This is a genomic window from Schaalia canis (assembly GCF_003858455.1).
Taxonomy (GTDB): Bacteria; Actinomycetota; Actinomycetes; order Actinomycetales; family Actinomycetaceae; genus Pauljensenia; species Pauljensenia canis.
The window spans coordinates 67,984-84,974 of sequence record NZ_RQZF01000007.1 but is presented as its reverse complement, the minus strand read 5'-3'; the positions used below and the strand labels follow the sequence as shown (position 1 = coordinate 84,974).

Genomic DNA, 16,991 nt, shown 5'->3' with positions numbered 1-16,991 from the left:
ACGGATCGTCCGGCACGTACCTGCCGGTGGAGGGAATTAAATAATGGCAACCGTGTCCTTCAAGAAGGCAACCCGCATCTACCCCGGTGCAGACAAGCCCGCCGTTGATGGCCTGGATCTGGAAATCGCAGACGGCGAGTTCCTCGTCCTCGTTGGCCCCTCAGGCTGTGGCAAGTCCACCTCCCTGCGTATGCTCGCAGGCCTCGAAGACGTTAACGCCGGTCAGATCTTCATCGGCGACCGCGACGTCACCGACGTCCAGCCCAAGAACCGCGACATCGCCATGGTCTTCCAGAACTACGCTCTGTACCCGCACATGACCGTGCGCGAAAACATGGGCTTCGCTCTGAAGATCGCTGGCACCCCCAAGGAAGAGATCAAGAAGCGCGTGGATGAAGCTGCTCGCATCCTTGACCTCGAACCCTACCTGGATCGTAAGCCGAAGGCTCTCTCCGGCGGTCAGCGTCAGCGCGTGGCCATGGGTCGCGCCATCGTGCGTAAGCCCCAGGTGTTCCTCATGGACGAGCCCCTGTCGAACCTTGACGCTAAGCTCCGTGTCCAGACCCGTACTCAGATTGCCTCCCTCCAGCGCGAACTCGGTGTCACCACCGTGTACGTGACCCACGATCAGACTGAAGCTCTGACCATGGGTGACCGTATTGCCGTGCTGAAGGATGGCCTGCTTCAGCAGGTCGGTACCCCTCAGGAAATGTACGACACCCCTGCTAATGACTTCGTCGCAGGCTTCATTGGCTCCCCCGCCATGAACCTGGGCAAGTTCGAGGTTGAGGGCAATGTCGCTAAGCTCGGCCCCGCTCGCGTTCCCCTGTCGGCAGCAACCGTGGCAGCTATGGTTCCCGAGGATGCCGGCACAATCACCATTGGTTTCCGCCCCGAGGGCCTTGAGGTCGTTCCCGAAGGCGAAAACACCATTCCGATCGAAGTGGACTTCGTTGAAGAACTCGGCTCCGACGCCTTCATCTACGGCCACCTCGCAGGTGGACACGGTGAAGCTCTGGGCTCGGGTGAGGAAGGCAAGGGCGGTCAGCTGATCGTTCGCGTGCCTCCTCGTACTGCTCCGGCTCGCGGCGGCGTGATCCACACCCGCATCCTGCCCGGCCAGCAGCACAACTTCTCGGCGTCCACCGGTATGCGCCTGCCTGAGTGAGGTGTTTAAGCACTCAGTGATGAGGGTGCTTAACCAGGGGTGATCCCCCTGCAGCTCCACGGTGTGCCCCGTCCTAACGGACGGGGCACACTTTTTTGTGATCTCCGTGTGCAATTCAAGTAAACGGTGAGACAATGGAGCCATGCCGAATGCTCTGGAGATCACAGCAGCGACAGTGGACCCCGCCCTTCTTGACCTTCCGTGGGAAGTGCCACTGTCCCAGTGGCCAACCGACATTATTGCCGCCCTCCCCCGCGGTCTTTCCCGCCATGTGGTGCGTTTTGTCAACCTCTCTGACCGAGTGATTGCCGTCAAGGAAATTGGCGAATCTGTAGCCCATAAGGAGTATGAGCTCCTTCGCGACCTTCACCGCCTGGATGCTCCTTCGGTCATTCCCACCGCTGTCATTACCGGTCGACGCGCCCCCGATGGGGAGGAATTGAACGCCGTCCTCGTCACTGAGCACCTGCAGTTCTCACTGCCCTACCGTGCTCTTTTCAGCCAGTACATGACCCCAGACACCGCCAAGCGCCTCATTGACGCACTTGCCGTCCTCTTGGTCCGGCTGCATCTTCTAGGTTTCTATTGGGGCGATGTTTCCCTGTCGAATACTCTTTTCCGCCGTGACGCCGGGGCTTTTTCGGCCTACCTCGTCGACGCTGAAACCGGCGAGCTTCACCCCGCCCTCACCCGAGGGCAACGCGAATACGACGTTGATCTTGCACGGACGAACATTATTGGCGAATTGATGGACCTGCAGGCAGGCTCTTTCTTCCCTGAAACGGAAGATCCCATTGAGGTGGGTGACCGTATTCGCAGCCGCTACGAGGAACTGTGGCGAGAACTCACCGAATCAGAGTCCATTGAAGCTAACCAAAAATGGCGCGTTGCCGAGCGTATTCGTCGGCTCAATGACCTGGGCTTTGAGGTCGGAGAGCTGACGATGACCTCTGATGTGGATGGCACGCGACTGCTGATCCAGCCAAAGGTTGTTGATGCGGGCCACCATCACCGTAAGCTCATGCGCCTGACCGGCATGGATGTGGGTGAGTTGCAGGCGCAACGCATGCTCAACGACCTTGAGACTTTCCGTGCGATGACGAACCGCGCGCATGTTCCGCAAGAGATTGTTGCCCACGAGTGGATGCGCGAGGTCTTTGAGCCGGTTATTAAGGCAATCCCACCGGAATTGGCGCGCAAACTTGAACCCGCTCAGGTGTTTCACGAGTTCTTGGATCATCGTTGGTTCCGCGCTCAGCAAGCAGGGCATGACCTGCCCCTGTCTGAGGTAATTGAGTCCTACGTGCAGACGGTGCTGCCCACGAAGCGTGACGAGGCTTTGCTGCTTGACCCGGGTGATGGTGTGGACACCTCTGAGTACCCGGCGTTGGGCGGAGATTTTGCCGCTATGTTTGATGTTCCTGACGACGACGAGGCCTTGCCCGTGACGCCCGACTGGGAGTGACGCACATTTATTCATTCCCGCTGGCATTGCGCAGACTTATGTGTTGTCGTGTGGAAGGTACCCTACGGCGGGTTCTGTCCCGCGTAAAATATCAAGGATCATGTTTTTCTGAGTGAGGCGTTATGTCTGAGTTTCCCCGAATTATCGCGCATCGTGGTGCGTCCTCATTAGCCCCTGAAAACACTATGGCTGCCTTCGTGAAGGCCATGGAGGTGGGCGCTCGCTGGTTCGAGTTCGATGTCGACATTATGGGCGATGGCACGCTGCTGGTCATTCACGACGACACTCTAGATCGCACGACCAATGGTGCGGGTGGCTACTACGAACTGGGTTATTCGGATTTGCGCAAACTGGATGCTGGGGCGTGGTTTTCACCAACGTACCGTTTTGAGCGTATTCCCGAGGTTGCATCGGTGGTGGAGTTCATCAACGCCCACCGCATGGGCGCAAACTTGGAGATGAAGCCCTGCTTGGGTGGGCCTGAGCTTCAGTCGCGCCTTGTGGAGTCAGTTGCCACCGCCATTGATAAGGTTGCTGATCCGTCACGCTTCATTGTTTCCTCTTTCGACCACCGCCAGTTACGCCACCTGCATGAGCTTCGCCCGCAGGTTGCTTTGGGATGGCTGGTTGATCCCGAGGACGAGCGCACCCACTGGTCACACGGTGCCGTGGAGCTGGGGTGCAAGGCTGTTCACCCCGGTGTTGAGGGCCTGACCCGTGAAGAGGTTGCTGAATTGCGCGATCTGGGCTTTGAGGTCAATGTGTGGACGGTCAACAATGTTGAACAGGCCCGCGAGCTGGCATCCTGGGGCGTGACTGGCATCTTCACGGATCGTCCGCAGGATTTCCCCGCAGAGGCACTGGCGGCATACTGATCCGCAGTTCAGAAGGAGCGAAAAACACGAGGGGCCGGAAGGCTCCTAGCGCCATAAGGCGCATTGAGACAATTCCATACGCTTCCGGGGCGCATCGACATGTACAGCTCCCACTAAGAGGAGTAAGGTTAGGGGTACCTAACTATGTATTCATGTTCTGGAAGAGCTGACCATGGAATCGACATCCACCTCAACCGCCGATGACATCGCTGTCCGCGGCTCTGCACGCTCCGGCCTGCGCGACTCCGTCCTCGGCACACGCAATCTCATGACGGTGGCTGCACTGGCCGTTGTCGGCTCACTCATCACCATCCCCCTGTCCTACATCACCCCACTGATTGCCACCTCCCCGCGCGGCATCATTATCATGTGCGCGATTATGGGCGTATGGATGATCCCCTACCTTCTGCCCGGCGTCATCGTCAATAAGCCTGGCGCTTTCGTTATTGCGGGCCTCATTCTTGGCGTCATCAGCACTTTCACCACCTCTTTTGGGGCGGGAGCCATTGTCGGCAACCTCATCGGCGCGCTCTTTGTTGGTGTTCCGGTGGCCCTCTTCCTCTACCGCTTCTGGACGTGGTGGGTGTACATGATTTCCGCCGCCGTCTTTGGCGGTCTTAATGGCTGGATGTACTGGTCTGCCTACGGTATCGAGGGAACAACCGCCGAGATGACGATCTCCCTGCTGATTTCCCTGACCTCATGCTTTGCCGGTGTTGGCGTGTGTCTGCTGCTCAAGCGCGCCCTTGCCCGCGCAGGTGTCGGCATCAACAACTGAGTCCGCCTGTCACAGTGTGCCCTTCTACCGACCCCGCCGTTCCACCACCGACTGCTCTTTCGGAGCAGCGGCACTCCCTCATCACCCAGCCCGGCCCCGTCCCTCTGCGTGGCCCCAACACCCAGCCGGGCCCCGCCGACCGGCCTCGCACCATATCCCCGCCTCCCCTCGCTGAGGCTAGCGAGCTCGCCGTTCGTTACCAAGGGAGTGACCAGTGGGTACCCCAGCCTTGCTCACTCACGCTTCACCCCGCCTCGGTAACTCTCCTGGCCGGGCCAAGTGGCTGCGGCAAGTCCTCCCTGACTGTGGCTTTCAACGGGGTTGTTCCCCATTCGATCCCCTCCCACTACCGTGGGTCACTACGGATCCTTGGCGAGGAAGTTGCCGACGCCTCCCCCGCTCACCTGGCTGGGCATGTCGCCCTCGTCCTTCAAGACCCAGACGCGCAGATCCTCACCAGCCGCGTCTGGGATGAGGTCTGCTATGCGCTGGAAAATCTACGTCTTCCCCTGCCCAAGATCGAGCAGCGCGCACGCAAAGCTCTTGAACAAGTCGGGATGACTCATCTGGCCGAGCGCAACCCGTGGCATCTGTCGGGAGGGCAGCGCCAGCGTGTCATTCTCGCTGCGGCTCTCGCTACGCAGCCACGCCTACTGGTGTTAGACGAACCAACGGCAAACCTTGACCCGCAGGCAGCAGAAGATTTCTATGCCCTCCTGCCCGAGATCGTCGCCCAAGGGACGGCTGTGCTAGTGGTTGAACACAACCTCGATCCGGTGATCGCCCACGTTGACCACATGCTGGCCTTTAACGCAGCCGGACAACTCATCACCCAGGGCTCACCACGCACCGTCCTTACCGAACATGCAACTACCCTGCATGAGCAGGGGATTCGCCTCCCCTCCGCCGTGCGTTTTTATCAGCAGGTCAGCGTCGGCTCGTCGGCAAATACCGCTGCCGACCCTGAACTGGCCTGTCCGCTCACGATTGACGAGGCCGCCCATGCCTTCGCTGCGCAGGTGAGCGAGAAACCCTCTGTGAGCACGGCCGCCGACTTTGACGCCGACACTGATACTGAAGCTGGTGCTGGCACTGACTTTGACACTGTGACTGGCACTGCCACGCAAAAGGTGGCAGAAGAATCCGTTGCACCTGCGGAGCATCGCCGCCCCCTGTTGAGTGTGGAAAATCTTCACGTTCAGCGAGGTCGCGGCGCTCATGCTCAACATGTCCTCAAGGGGCTGAACTTCCAGGCCGATGCCGGCCAGATCATCGCTGTTGCGGGCGTGAATGGTACGGGAAAGTCCACGCTGTTGCGTGCTCTTGCAGGCGTGCAGCCCTGGACTCGCGGCAGGGTTCTTCTGGATGGGAAGGCCCGACATCGGCGCAGGCCAAACTCCCGCATTACTCTGGTCCCTCAAAACCCTGAGCATCAATTCCTGGAAGGAACGGTTGCGGCTGAGCTCGGGCGGGGCCTGCGTATCGCGCGCCGTCCTGCAGAAGAAGTCCAGCGCACAGTAGCGCGCCTCCTGGAAGAGTTCTCGCTATCGGCCCACGCCGAGGCGAACCCTTTTACTCTCTCTGGCGGGCAAAAGCGACGCCTGACGGTGGCCTCGGCCTTAGCTGAGGAACGTCAGGTGATCTGCCTAGATGAGCCGACCTTCGGCCAGGATCATCGTCATGCGCTCCGGCTCATGGACGCCATGGTGGATGCGGCTGCGCGTGGCGCGGTGATCCTTGTGGCCACGCACGACCTGGAACTCATCAGCGAGTACGCCGACGCAATGGTGCTGCTGGGAAGCGATGGGCGCTCGGAGTTCCTTCCAACCGCGAGCGCCCTGGCAGATACTGCCCTGCTGAAGGAGTTTGGCCTGATGCCCACTCCCCTTGCGCAGATCACCGCCCAGGCGCGCGCCTTCAACGCGGCCTGCCCGCTGTGGACGGCGTGGAAGGAGGTCGTGCCCGTATGAACTCGCCGCGCCCGGTACTTCCGTCGACGCATCGTGCGCCCCAGCGTCCGGCTGCCCTGCTCCCGCCTGCAGTCCTTCCTCCGCCTGCCCTGCTTCCTCCGCCTGTGCCCAGCCTGCCCGGTCTTGCAGGATGGCTGAACTTCGATCCGCTGTCACCGTTTGCTGCGGCGCTGCCACTGATGCTGGTGGTGGCCTCGTTGAATACGCCTTTACCTGCGCTGTGGACGCTGACGGTCACCATCCCTCTGCTTTTTGTTATTCAGCCTCGCAAGGGCATCCCCATCGCCCTGGGTGTGCTGCTTTTTGCCACGGTGTTGAGCCTGTCGATGGCTCAGGCCACGCCAATTTCGAAGGTCGGCGCTTCACCCCTTGCTTTCGAACTGTGGGGGGCTCCCATTGAGGAAAATCAGTTTTATGTTGGCGTGAAGTTGGGGGCAAAGATCGCGGCGGTGATCTCTCTGGCGGCCTTGACGGGACTGCTGGCAACGCCCCAGGACCTGCTGCGTTCCCTGGTGCAACACCTGCGCCTGCCCTACCGCGTGCCCTACGCGGGTATTGCCGCCTTGAGTTTCATGGGGCGTTTCCGTGATGAGCATCGTGCGATTCGTGAAGCTCATGCCCTGCGAGGTTCCCGCCTGCGCACCCCGCTGTTGGCCGTGCCCGCCCGGTGGGTGACATCCATTCCTGCTTTGACAGCGGCCGCCGTGCGCCACGCAGAACGCATGTCAATGTCGATGGATTCGCGCGCCTTTGCCGCCTATTCGACGCGCACGGAGCCGCGTGTGCTGGTGTGGCGGTGGCGGGATACTGCTATGCTTGTTGCGGGCTGGGCGGCAACGGTAGCCGTTGTGTATGTCTTTGGTGATGCCGGTGTGGTTCTCCACGATGTGTAAGTGAGGGTGACATGAAGGAAACTCCAGTAAACACAGACCAGCAGGAGGCGCCGCACCCGGGTGCGGCGGCGGCCCCCTCGGACAGCCACGGCCAGGCCAGAGTGGCAACCTCGCGGGGCGACGCACCTCCAGCCACGGCATCGGCCTCGCCGGACGCTACAACCCCCGCAACCAGCACAACCACGCCCGACGCCACAACCCCCGCAACCAGCACAACCACGCCGGATGCGAAGAAACCCAGCCCCCTGGCGACAATGCTGCACCCCGTGCGCACCAAAATGCTGCTGGCTTTCGTTGCTGGCCTGGTCGGGTCGGCCCTGTCACTGCTGCCTGCCATTGGCATCACGGCAATTGCCGAAGGTCTACTTGCCGGCACCCTGACGTCTCGGGCGGCGTGGGGGTGGTTCGCGGCGATCGCGGCGGGCGTCATCCTGTCCCACCTGGTGCTCTTTACCTCCACCGGCTGGGCTCACATTGTGGAGGGCCACTTCCGCCACGACCTACGCACCCTCGTTGCCCGTCACCTGGCCCGCCTGCCGCTGGGGTGGCACACGGAGGAATCCTCCGGCCGTGTTCACACCATCATCAGCGAGGACGTCTCAAAGATCCACACAATCATCGCCCACTTCTCCACCGACCTGGGAGCGGCCATTGGCACGCCCCTTGCGGCCCTGACCTATCTGCTGACGCGCTCGTGGCTGTTCGCACTACTGGTGTTCGGATGGGTGCTCATTGTTTTTGTCCTCATGGCCTACCTGGGGTTTGTGCGCGCTGCAGAAACAGGCGAGCGTTTCATGTCGGCGGAGAAAACCCTGGCCGCCTCCACCGTTGAACTGGTCGATGGCATTGCCACAGTGAAGGCCTTTGGTAACGGCGGTTCCCTTTTTGCCCGTTTTTCTGACGCGCTGGATACCTACACCAGCGCCGCCTATGACTGGATGCGTGGCTCTGGCAAGGTCATGTCCATTGTGCAGGCACTCTTCTCACCGGCGGGAATGCTCATCCCCGTGCTCGGCTTTGGCGTGGCACTCAATGCCTGGGGCATTATCGAACCCGTCACCCTCATCCCTTTTATCCTGCTGGGCGTCTCCCTACCCGGCGGCCTGATTGCCGTCAGTCAGCTCTTCCACCTCATCACCCTGGGAGCGGACGCTGCCGAACGCCTCAGTGAACTGCTTGACCTGCCAGAACTACCCGAAGCGGAACACCCCATCACCCTTGACCTGGGCGGGCGGGCCCCCTCGTTGAGTTTTGACAACGTCACCTTCGCCTACGCCGAGGGCGCTCCGCCAGCGGTGCGGGGCGTGAACCTCGTGTGTCAACCGGGCACAGTCACCGCCGTCGTTGGCCCTTCGGGTTCTGGCAAGAGCACGCTGGTGCGCCTGGCTGCCCGTTTCTGGGATGTCACGTCGGGGAGCGTGCGCGTTGACGGAGTGGATGTGCGCGACCTGTCGACCTCATCCCTGCTGTCCACCATGACGATTCTGCTGCAAGACCCCGGGTTGTTGACCGACACTGTGCGTGAAAATATTCGCCTGGCGGCCCCCGATGCGCCGGATTCCGCCGTTGAAGAGGCCGCCCGTAAGGCCCTCATTCACGACCGGATTGTGCAGTTCCCGCAGGGCTACGACACGATACTTGGCGAGGACGGGGCGCATCTGTCCGGCGGGGAAAAGCAGCGGATTGCGCTCGCTCGGGCATTCTTGTCAGATGCGCCATTGCTGTTGTTGGATGAGGCGACCTCGCAGACTGATCCTCATTCAGAGCGGCTCATTCAGCGGGCCCTGACCGCCCTGGCGCGGGAGCGCACCGTGATGGTGATTGCCCACCGGCTGAGCACCATTGAGGGTGTGGATCAGGTTGTTGTCCTTGACGAGGGGCGCGTCGTTGAGGTTGGCACGCATGAGGAATTGCTCGAGTATGAGGGCGTGTACCAGCGCATGTGGGAGGCACAGCAATGATTACCCAGTTTTTTCGCCTGATGGGCAACCGCACTACCACCACCCGAATGCTCGCCGGACACACCCTGGGCGGAGTGTTCCAGGGTGTTGCCTTGGGCCTGCTGATCCCCTTCCTCTCGCTTTTCCTGGCAGGCGAGGATGCCTGGGCCTGGTTGGCTGCCGTGCTGGCAGCGGCCGCACTGTCACTCGCCTTTTCTATTACCGCAAGCCTGCAATCCATGGCGATTGCTTGCTTGGACGTGTGTGGCACCCTGATCTGCCGGGTGGCGGAGCGCGTCCAAAAACTCCCCCTGGGCTGGTTTAGTGCCGCCTCCGTCGGGCGCGTCAGTAAGGCGGCCTCACGAGACGTCAGTTTCCTGTCCCATATGCCCTCTATCGCGTTGCCGTATATCGCTTCGGCGTCGGGGAGCTTGGTGGGTATTTTCCTGGTGACGGTTGTGGTGGATTGGCGCGTGGCATTGGCAATGGTGGCACCTGTGCCCGTGGCACTGTGGGCACTGCGGTGGATGCGGCGCATGGTCGTGCGTGAACATCAGATTCACGCCGTTGAGCTGCACAATCTGTCGAATCGTATTGTCGAGTTCGCTCAACTTCAGCCGATCCTGCGGGCGACCGACCGCTGCCGCAATGGGTGGGCTCCCTTGGAGGATGCCCTGGCGTCCGAGCGTGACGCCATGTTTACCGCAGGTAAAGCTAAAGGCCCTGCCGGATCGCTGTTCCACACAGCCGTTGCTGCGGGCATGCTCGGCAGTATTGCTGCGGGTATTGCCCTGTTGTTTGCCGGATCAATGAGCGCGCCGGTCTTTATTGCGCTGGCCTTAATGGCGGCTCGTTTTGCTGAGCCCGTGGGCATGTTGGCTTTCTACGTTGATGCCCTGCATGAGGCGCAGGTCGCTATGGATGCCATTGAGGACATTACCGAGGCTCCCCTGCTGCCAGCACCCGCTGCGGGGGCGGAGAAAACTGCGGGCGCGCCTTTTGATATTCACTTTGAGGGCGTGGACTTTTCCTACGACGAGGGCGAAGCCGGGGGTGCTGCCACGCCCACCAACTCAGCCTCAACTCTCAACTCAGGCGCGCGGGCACCTCGTCAGGTGTTGCGTGACGTCACTTTCACCGTGCCCGCCGGGTCGGTGACGGCAATCGTCGGACCGTCAGGTTCAGGCAAGTCAACCCTGTCGCGTCTAGCCGCCCGCTTCTGGGATGTCGGCGCCGGACGCATCACCGTCGGCGGCGTGGACGTGCGCGACATGAGCGAGGAACACCTGATGAGCCTCATGTCCATGGTGTTCCAGGACGTCTACCTATTCGATACCACCATTGAGGAAAATGTCCGCATTGGTCGGCCCGGTGCCTCCGATGAAGAGGTGCACGCCGCCGCCCAGCGCGCGGCATTAACCGAGGTCATCGAACGTTTACCGCAGGGCTGGCACACTCGCGTTGGTGAGGGCGGCACCGCCCTGTCGGGTGGCGAGAGGCAGCGCGTTGCTCTGGCACGGGCGTTCTTGAAGGACGCCCCCATCCTTCTGCTTGACGAGGTCACCAGCGCCTTAGACGGCGTCAATGAGGCGCGCGTGACTGAGAGCCTGGATGACCTGGCGCAGGGCCGCACGGTCTTGGTGATCGCTCACCGCCTGAGCACCATCCGCCGAGCCGATCAGATCATTGTCCTCACCGATGGGGCCGTTGAAGCCGTGGGCAGTCATGATGAGCTGTACGCGGCGTCCCCCACCTACCGTGAGTTCTGGGAGGATCAAAGCGCCGTGGCCAGGTGGAAACTGTAGGGCTGGTTCTGGGTGCAGGCTGCACGGCATGGTCGTAGTGCCTAGCCGGCTTCTGCATTACCGGTGTTACCCCGCGTTGCTTTGAGGCACTCGTACTGCTTGCGGCCGTCCTGGTGTGGCTACTCCCAGGTCCCGATGTTGATCCCGCCCATTCTGGTTGTTCCCGGCGCCCCTGGTCGCTCCTATCTTTCCTGGTTGTACCTGTGTCTCCTGGTCGCTCGTGTTGCGCCGGGCCCGGGTGTTTTAGTGCAACCAGAAGCACCTGGTGCAACGCGAGGCTGCCAGCGTCGCTTTCTCGCTCTGCGTTTGACACCTTTGAGGACTTCCCGAAACCCATCCCGTTGGACCACAGGACCATTTTTCTGTAATTTTCAGTATGACGAGGATGGAGCAAGGGCGACTTTTCCGCATAACCTCGTTCAAAGTCGGCGGAGAAGGAGCGAAAACCACCGTCGGTGGCGGGGTGGCTCTGACCTGGGGTTTTATGGTTAAATAGGGGCTATTAGAGCCTGGTGAAAAGCACTGTTTGTGGTCGGTGGCGGAAACGCTTGTAAAGCCGCAGGTCAGAAGGGGTGTTTTTCGGTAGGGGTCAGAAGGCTCCCAGCGCCATAAGGCGCATTGAGACCCGTCGACCCACAGCGCCCAATAGTTAATTGACGACGTCAGAAGGCTCCCAGCGCCATAAGGTGCATTGAGACTCTGAATGCTCAACGGTGAAACGGGGGATGTCCCGCCAAGTCAGAAGGCTCCCAGCGCCATAAGGCGCATTGAGACTTGGTGTAGGTGGAGGGCTACGGGGTCGTCTATTCGGAGGTCAGGAGGCTCCTAGCGCCATAAGGTGCATTGAGACAGGATCGCTGCTATTCCGGCTAGTTCCATGTGTTCACGTCAGAAGGCTCCTAGCACCATAAGGTGCATTGAGACTCACGGAGACGTTGACGGCGAACCTTACGAGCACGACGGCAGAAGGCTCCCAGCGCCATAAGGTGCATTGAGACAGAACAATGTAGTCCTCTCCCTTAAGGATGTTCTTTTGTCAGAAGGCTCCTAGCGCCATAAGGTGCATTGAGACCCTCCGGCTTGTCGGACGAGGACTTCAAGGTTTTTCTTTGTCAGAAGGCTCCTAGCGCCATAAGGTGCATTGAGACTTCCAGAAGATCGCGTTCCCAGTCAGTGATCGTTAAGGTCAGAAGGCTCCTAGCGCCATAAGGTGCATTGAGACAAGAATCGGGGGTCGGATGCGAGGCGACCGATTGCCGTGTCAGAAGGCTCCTAGCGCCATAAGGCGTATTTACTTAACATGAGCAACTGCCGAGCGACGGATCATCCATGAGTTGCAGCAGCGTTCACGGGTAAGCCCTACCTTCTAGCGAATCACCCTTCCATACAACTTGTACATGTTGTACGGTTGATACATGGCTACGGTTACTCTGTCCCAATTCCGTCAGGAGCAAAGCACATGGCTGGCTCACGCTCAGCGTGAGCCTGTCACCATCACCTCGCGCGGCGCAACTGCACGAGCGGTGGTAATTTCACCCGAACTTTTTTCACGCGCCATGGAAGCACTGGAAAATCAGCAGGACATAAAGGACGCTGCCGCCGCGCGCATGGAGACTGGCCGCATCTCGCATGCCGATGTCTCACGTGGACTCGGGCTTTGACCCCCACGATGTATCAGATTTCCTATGCGCCCTCAGCGGTCAAGTACCTACGTAAACTTGACCGCTCAACCCAAAGGCGTCTCCTCAATGCCATAGAGGGGCTCGCCAAGGATCCCACCCCTCCCAGAAGCATCCAACTCAAGGGAGGTCAGGGAGAACGGCGAATCCGAGTCGGCGACTACCGCGTGATCTACGAGATCAACAACGGCGAGCTAATCATCCTCGTCCTCAAGATCGGCCACCGTAGAGATGTCTACCGACAACTACACTGAAGCGTCTGCTTTTATTCTTAATGGCGGCCCTGAGCCTGGCTGGCGGGATTCTTGGCCGTTCAAACCCCTCGCAGCAAGAACAGTGGAACGGCGCTACCCATGCCAACACGGCTCATCAATGCCATTGAGGCTCACTACACATAGTGCCGACGACACTCGATAACCTGCCCTTCCCAGCGCCTTCGATTAACGAGGTCACCCGCAAAAAGGCTTCACCACCCGCCTTCCTTTTCACTTGTGCGATACCCCTAGATAAGGTGGACACCTTCGAAGAATCAGAGGGAACTGAGCTTCTCACCTAGCAAGATACGGATGCCGACAGAGAACGCTTAGTTGTCTGACAAGCAGACTTTTCCGCATGTTTGCGTTGGCAAGTCGGTTCCAGAATTAGCAAAAATGCCATCGGTGGCGCTATAGCACTGACCTGCAATTATGTGCTTCAATAGGGGATGTCAGAGCCTTCCAAAACACCCTATTTTTGGTCGGTGGCGCAAACGCGAGTAACGCCGCAGGTTAGAAGGGGTGAAAAACACGAGGAGCCGGAAGGCTCCTAGCGCCATAAGGCGCATTGAGACGATGAAGCCCAGCTGTGCACGTTTAACATCCCTCAGGCCGGAAGGCTCCTAGCGCCATAAGGCGCATTGAGACCGAGGCCATGCGTGCTTCTTCAATTTCTCTGGGGGCCGGAAGGCTCCTAGCGCCATAAGGCGCATTGAGACTGTGAGACAACAGCAGAATATACCCCGTCACCTCTCGCCGGAAGGCTCCTAGCGCCATAAGGCGCATTGAGACAGGTAGTCCGCCATGTCTAGATTTGACATTTCGATGCCGGAAGGCTCCTAGCGCCATAAGGCGCATTGAGACTTCTTTTGGCCAATCATGCCGGAGAGCTCTTCCATGGGCCGGAAGGCTCCTAGCGCCAAAAGGCGCATTGAGACATCGTTTCGTTTCCTCGTCGCAAGCATCCACCGCCGGAAAGCTCCTCGTGCCACAAGACGGATAGGACTCGCCACCGAAGTCCTTCCAACTCACCATTCGGACACGCCTTCCAAAGCGCTTCCGGCCGGAATCTCGCTAAAAAATATCGCCCGATCAGGCCAATCACCCTCTGTGTTTCACACATGAAACACAGAGGGTTTTCATGTTTCCCCCAGCCCGAGACACCGAACTACACGGGTGTTATTCTTCAATTCCCGCTGTCCTCCCGACCCGTTTTGGCACCCTGCTTGAAGGGCTGCATCCGACTCGCACGGAAAGACAGATGTGCCATGAGCGACCTCTTCCCTCCCCAAGCCTTAGCCACACCAGCCCTTACCCCTGCAAGGATTGCAGGAAGCTTCAATCTGGACTCCGAGCTCGCCGCCACCCAGCTCCTGGCCACTCCAACCCACGATTTCCACTACCTCGGAACGACGATTCGCCCTCTTCGCGGCCTCCTTGCCACACCGTCGTCAGCCACGTCGAACACACCCGATCTTTATGACGTTATCGCTAACGTTGAGACCCTCAAACGAGCATGGCAGACCTTGCAGTCGCGTCAGAAACCTCGACAATCGATAGTGCACGAAACTCTCGCAGCCCCAGAGCACCCTCTCCAAACCCCTCCCCCAACCCTATCGCCAACGCAGGCACCTGCGTCAGAGGTCATTGACGCCCAGCTCGAAGCGCTATCTGAGCAACTTCACGCTGGCACCTATCGGCCCTCCCAGCTCATCGGCTTTCACCTGCCCCAACGGAAAGGACATAAGGCTCGTGACCTGCGCGTTCCTATCATGCGTGATCACGTAGTTGAACGTGCAATTGTCGACGTCATCACGCCCCTTGTGGAGCCTCTACACTCGCCGTGCTCCTTTGGATTTCGACCAGGCTTGGGAATTAACGATGCCGTCGAACACGTTGCGATGCTGCGCGATTGGGGGCTTGGGCATGTGCTGCGCGCGGATTTTCATCGCTTCTTCCCCAGCATTCGGATGGACAACATCCTCCAACATTTGGCAGCTCTTATCCCGTGTCAGCGCACGCTCTTTTTGATTCGTTTGGTGGCTTCGCCTCGGCGGGCGCGAGGTGAGCGCCGCACCCGCAGTCGAGGTTTGGCCCAGGGCTCCTCGTAATCACCGTTGCTGGCGAATGTCGCGCTCACGGATTTCGACATTGCGGTATCGCAGGCGGGTTTTGGCTATGCGCGTTTCGCTGATGATTTCGTGGTTTGCGCGGAAACTCAATCTGAGATTCTCTCTGCTCTTGATCTTGTTCGTGACTTAGCTTCTGGATTGCACCTTCAACTGAGTGAGGAGAAGACGATGATGACGACTTTCGATGAAGGCTTTGCATTCCTCGGCCGAGAGTTTTCCTCCTCAGAACCTCACTGCATCCAGGGAGGGGCAGGGAAGAGACGTCCAGATGAGGTGCTCTATGTGGGCCGCGAGGATGCCCGCATTCGCCTGGCAAAGGGCCGTTTGGTTATTGAGGGGCCTGAGGGCTTGCCGTTGATGTCAGTGCCGAAGAATACCGTCTCACGCGTGGTCGTATCGGGGACGGTAGGTATGTCTGCAGGTGTGCGTTCGTGGGCTTTGTCTACGGGGGCAACGGTGGTTTTCTTGTCGCGGCGGGGCAGTTACCTGGGGCATTTGGAGGGGCGCCGTAGCGAACGAGATGCGCAGCGTCTGTTAGCGCAGATGCGCATGTCTGATAGTGAGGAGTGTCGCCTTCCGCTTGCCCGAGCTGTGGTGGCAGCGAAGATGCGCCATCAGGTGAATGTGTTGCTTCGCTTGGCTCGCCGTAGTGCGGGTGGGGTGGTTCGCTTGGCTCGCCGTAGTGCGGGTGGGGTGGTTCGCGGTGCCGCGCAGGGTATTCGTGCCTTGATTGACGAGGTTTCCCGCGTGAGCAGTGTGGAGGAGTTGCTGGGGATAGAGGGTGCTGCGTCCGCCGCATATTTTGAGGTTGTGTCAACGCTTCTGCCTGTGGAGCTTGGTTTTTCGGGTAGGAACCGGCGTCCTCCTCGTGATGTCACAAATGCTGCCCTGTCTTATGGCTACGCAATCTTGTTGAGCGAGTGCACCGGGGCGTTGGTTGCCGCTGGCTTGGAGCCGTCTCTGGGAATCCTGCATTCTTCAACGGGGAAGCGGCCGAGTTTGGCGTTGGATTTGATGGAGGAGTTTCGCCCGCTGTTGGTTGATCGCACGGTGTTTGGTCTTGCGCGCTCCAAGAGGCTTCGTTGCGAGCACGGCACTCCTGCAGATCATGCGCAGGAAGGGGTGTGGCTGAATCGCTCAGGGAAGAAGGCCCTGGTGGACGGCTATGAGGCGACCCTTCAACGCTCAGTGAAGGGAGCGCTGCCGGGGTTTGCTGGCTCATGGCGGCGGCATATCCACCATGAGGCCCAGTTGCTGGCACGGGCAATTGTTGAACCTGATTACGTGTGGCGTGGGGTGGCATGGCGATGATGTACGTAGTTGCTTACGATATTGCCGCTGATTCGCGCAGGTCTCGCCTGGCAACGCTTTTGCAGGCGTGGGGGTACAGGGTGCAGGAGTCTGTGTTTCAGGTGCGTGTTGATGCTGAAGATCTTTCAACCTTGCGGTCAAAGATGCTGGCGATTATCGACGAACACGAGGATGCCGTGCACATATACCGCTTGTGCGCAAAGTGCGAGGATCACGCCAAGGTCTATGGAATAGGAATGTCATTGGACGACATTGGCTTGTATCGTGGCGTCTGGTGAGGGGTTCCAGTAGGAAGGTCACCGAGGTAATCCGCCCGCCGACAGGAGACATCTCGCTTAAAGCACTCATAGCCTACTGTCTCGCCCTGCGAGACTGTAGCAGCGGTACAGGAGCGATAAGTTGTCTGACAAGCGGGTTTTTCCGCATGTTTGCGTTGACAAGTCGGTTCCAGAATCGGCAAAAATGCCATCGGTGGCACGAAGGAGAGCAACGCCGAAAGGTTAGAAAGGTCAAAAAACATGAGGAGCCGGAAGGCCCCTAGCACCATAAGGCTAATCGAAACTGATCTAGCAGCCGCATATCGATAGTTTCACCAGTGATAGGAAGCTCTTCGACGCCGCAATTTCATTTAGAAAGAAAGCAACAAATATTCCAGGAAGAAAGTGAGTGGAATCACTTATCTTTAGAGGCAGAAGGAACAAACGACGAGATCTCCTTGATA

General features: G+C 59.4%; 13 protein-coding genes and 1 CRISPR repeat array. All 13 genes read left to right on the top strand.

Features of this window, described 5'->3' with window-relative positions; translation table 11 throughout:
• Nucleotides 1-43: 43 nt before the first annotated feature.
• Nucleotides 44-1,168, top strand: a complete 1,125-nt coding sequence (locus EII11_RS07475; RefSeq protein WP_124870952.1) for an ABC transporter ATP-binding protein — start codon at nucleotides 44-46, stop codon at nucleotides 1,166-1,168.
• A gap of 142 nt (nucleotides 1,169-1,310) precedes the next feature.
• Nucleotides 1,311-2,633 carry a DUF4032 domain-containing protein gene (locus EII11_RS07470; RefSeq protein WP_124870950.1) on the top strand — a complete coding sequence of 441 codons (1,323 nt, stop codon included), beginning with the start codon at nucleotides 1,311-1,313 and terminating at the stop codon, nucleotides 2,631-2,633.
• Nucleotides 2,634-2,755: 122 nt separating this feature from the next.
• Nucleotides 2,756-3,508: a glycerophosphoryl diester phosphodiesterase gene (locus EII11_RS07465; RefSeq protein WP_124870947.1), complete on the top strand. Its 753-nt coding sequence runs from the start codon at nucleotides 2,756-2,758 to the stop codon at nucleotides 3,506-3,508.
• 172 nt (nucleotides 3,509-3,680) lie between these two features.
• Entirely contained in the window at nucleotides 3,681-4,286 is a 606-nt protein-coding gene (locus tag EII11_RS07460; protein ID WP_124870944.1) for an ECF transporter S component, read from the top strand.
• 14 nt (nucleotides 4,287-4,300) lie between these two features.
• On the top strand, nucleotides 4,301-6,256 hold the full coding sequence (locus EII11_RS07455) for an ABC transporter ATP-binding protein (RefSeq protein ID WP_165867106.1): 1,956 nt from the start codon (nucleotides 4,301-4,303) through the stop codon (nucleotides 6,254-6,256).
• Nucleotides 6,253-7,149 (top strand): energy-coupling factor transporter transmembrane component T, encoded by an 897-nt coding sequence (locus EII11_RS07450; protein WP_124870938.1) that lies wholly within the window; start codon nucleotides 6,253-6,255, stop codon nucleotides 7,147-7,149. The genes EII11_RS07455 and EII11_RS07450 overlap by 4 nt, the downstream gene beginning before the upstream one ends.
• A gap of 11 nt (nucleotides 7,150-7,160) precedes the next feature.
• On the top strand, nucleotides 7,161-9,110 hold the full coding sequence (locus EII11_RS07445; protein ID WP_165867105.1) for an ABC transporter ATP-binding protein: 1,950 nt from the start codon (nucleotides 7,161-7,163) through the stop codon (nucleotides 9,108-9,110).
• Complete coding sequence (locus EII11_RS07440) at nucleotides 9,107-10,894, top strand: ABC transporter ATP-binding protein (RefSeq protein WP_124870932.1); 1,788 nt, start codon at nucleotides 9,107-9,109, stop codon at nucleotides 10,892-10,894. The genes EII11_RS07445 and EII11_RS07440 overlap by 4 nt, the downstream gene beginning before the upstream one ends.
• A 1,415-nt stretch (nucleotides 10,895-12,309) precedes the next feature.
• Nucleotides 12,310-12,555, top strand: a complete 246-nt coding sequence (locus EII11_RS07435; protein ID WP_124870928.1) for a type II toxin-antitoxin system Phd/YefM family antitoxin — start codon at nucleotides 12,310-12,312, stop codon at nucleotides 12,553-12,555.
• Nucleotides 12,552-12,827, top strand: a complete 276-nt coding sequence (locus tag EII11_RS07430; protein ID WP_240623099.1) for a type II toxin-antitoxin system RelE family toxin — start codon at nucleotides 12,552-12,554, stop codon at nucleotides 12,825-12,827. The genes EII11_RS07435 and EII11_RS07430 overlap by 4 nt, the downstream gene beginning before the upstream one ends.
• Nucleotides 12,828-13,364: 537 nt before the next feature.
• A CRISPR array of direct repeats spans nucleotides 13,365-13,765; the repeat unit is 37 nt; unit sequence GCCGGAAGGCTCCTAGCGCCATAAGGCGCATTGAGAC.
• A gap of 330 nt (nucleotides 13,766-14,095) precedes the next feature.
• On the top strand, nucleotides 14,096-14,938 hold the full coding sequence (locus EII11_RS10915) for a reverse transcriptase family protein (protein ID WP_165867104.1): 843 nt from the start codon (nucleotides 14,096-14,098) through the stop codon (nucleotides 14,936-14,938).
• A 6-nt stretch (nucleotides 14,939-14,944) separates the two neighbouring features.
• On the top strand, nucleotides 14,945-16,270 hold the full coding sequence (gene cas1 / locus EII11_RS07420; RefSeq protein ID WP_124870922.1) for a CRISPR-associated endonuclease Cas1: 1,326 nt from the start codon (nucleotides 14,945-14,947) through the stop codon (nucleotides 16,268-16,270).
• A complete protein-coding gene (gene cas2, locus EII11_RS07415) occupies nucleotides 16,267-16,548 on the top strand; it encodes a CRISPR-associated endonuclease Cas2 (RefSeq protein ID WP_240623098.1) in 282 nt (93 codons plus the stop codon). The genes cas1 and cas2 overlap by 4 nt, the downstream gene beginning before the upstream one ends.
• Nucleotides 16,549-16,991: the final 443 nt, after the last annotated feature.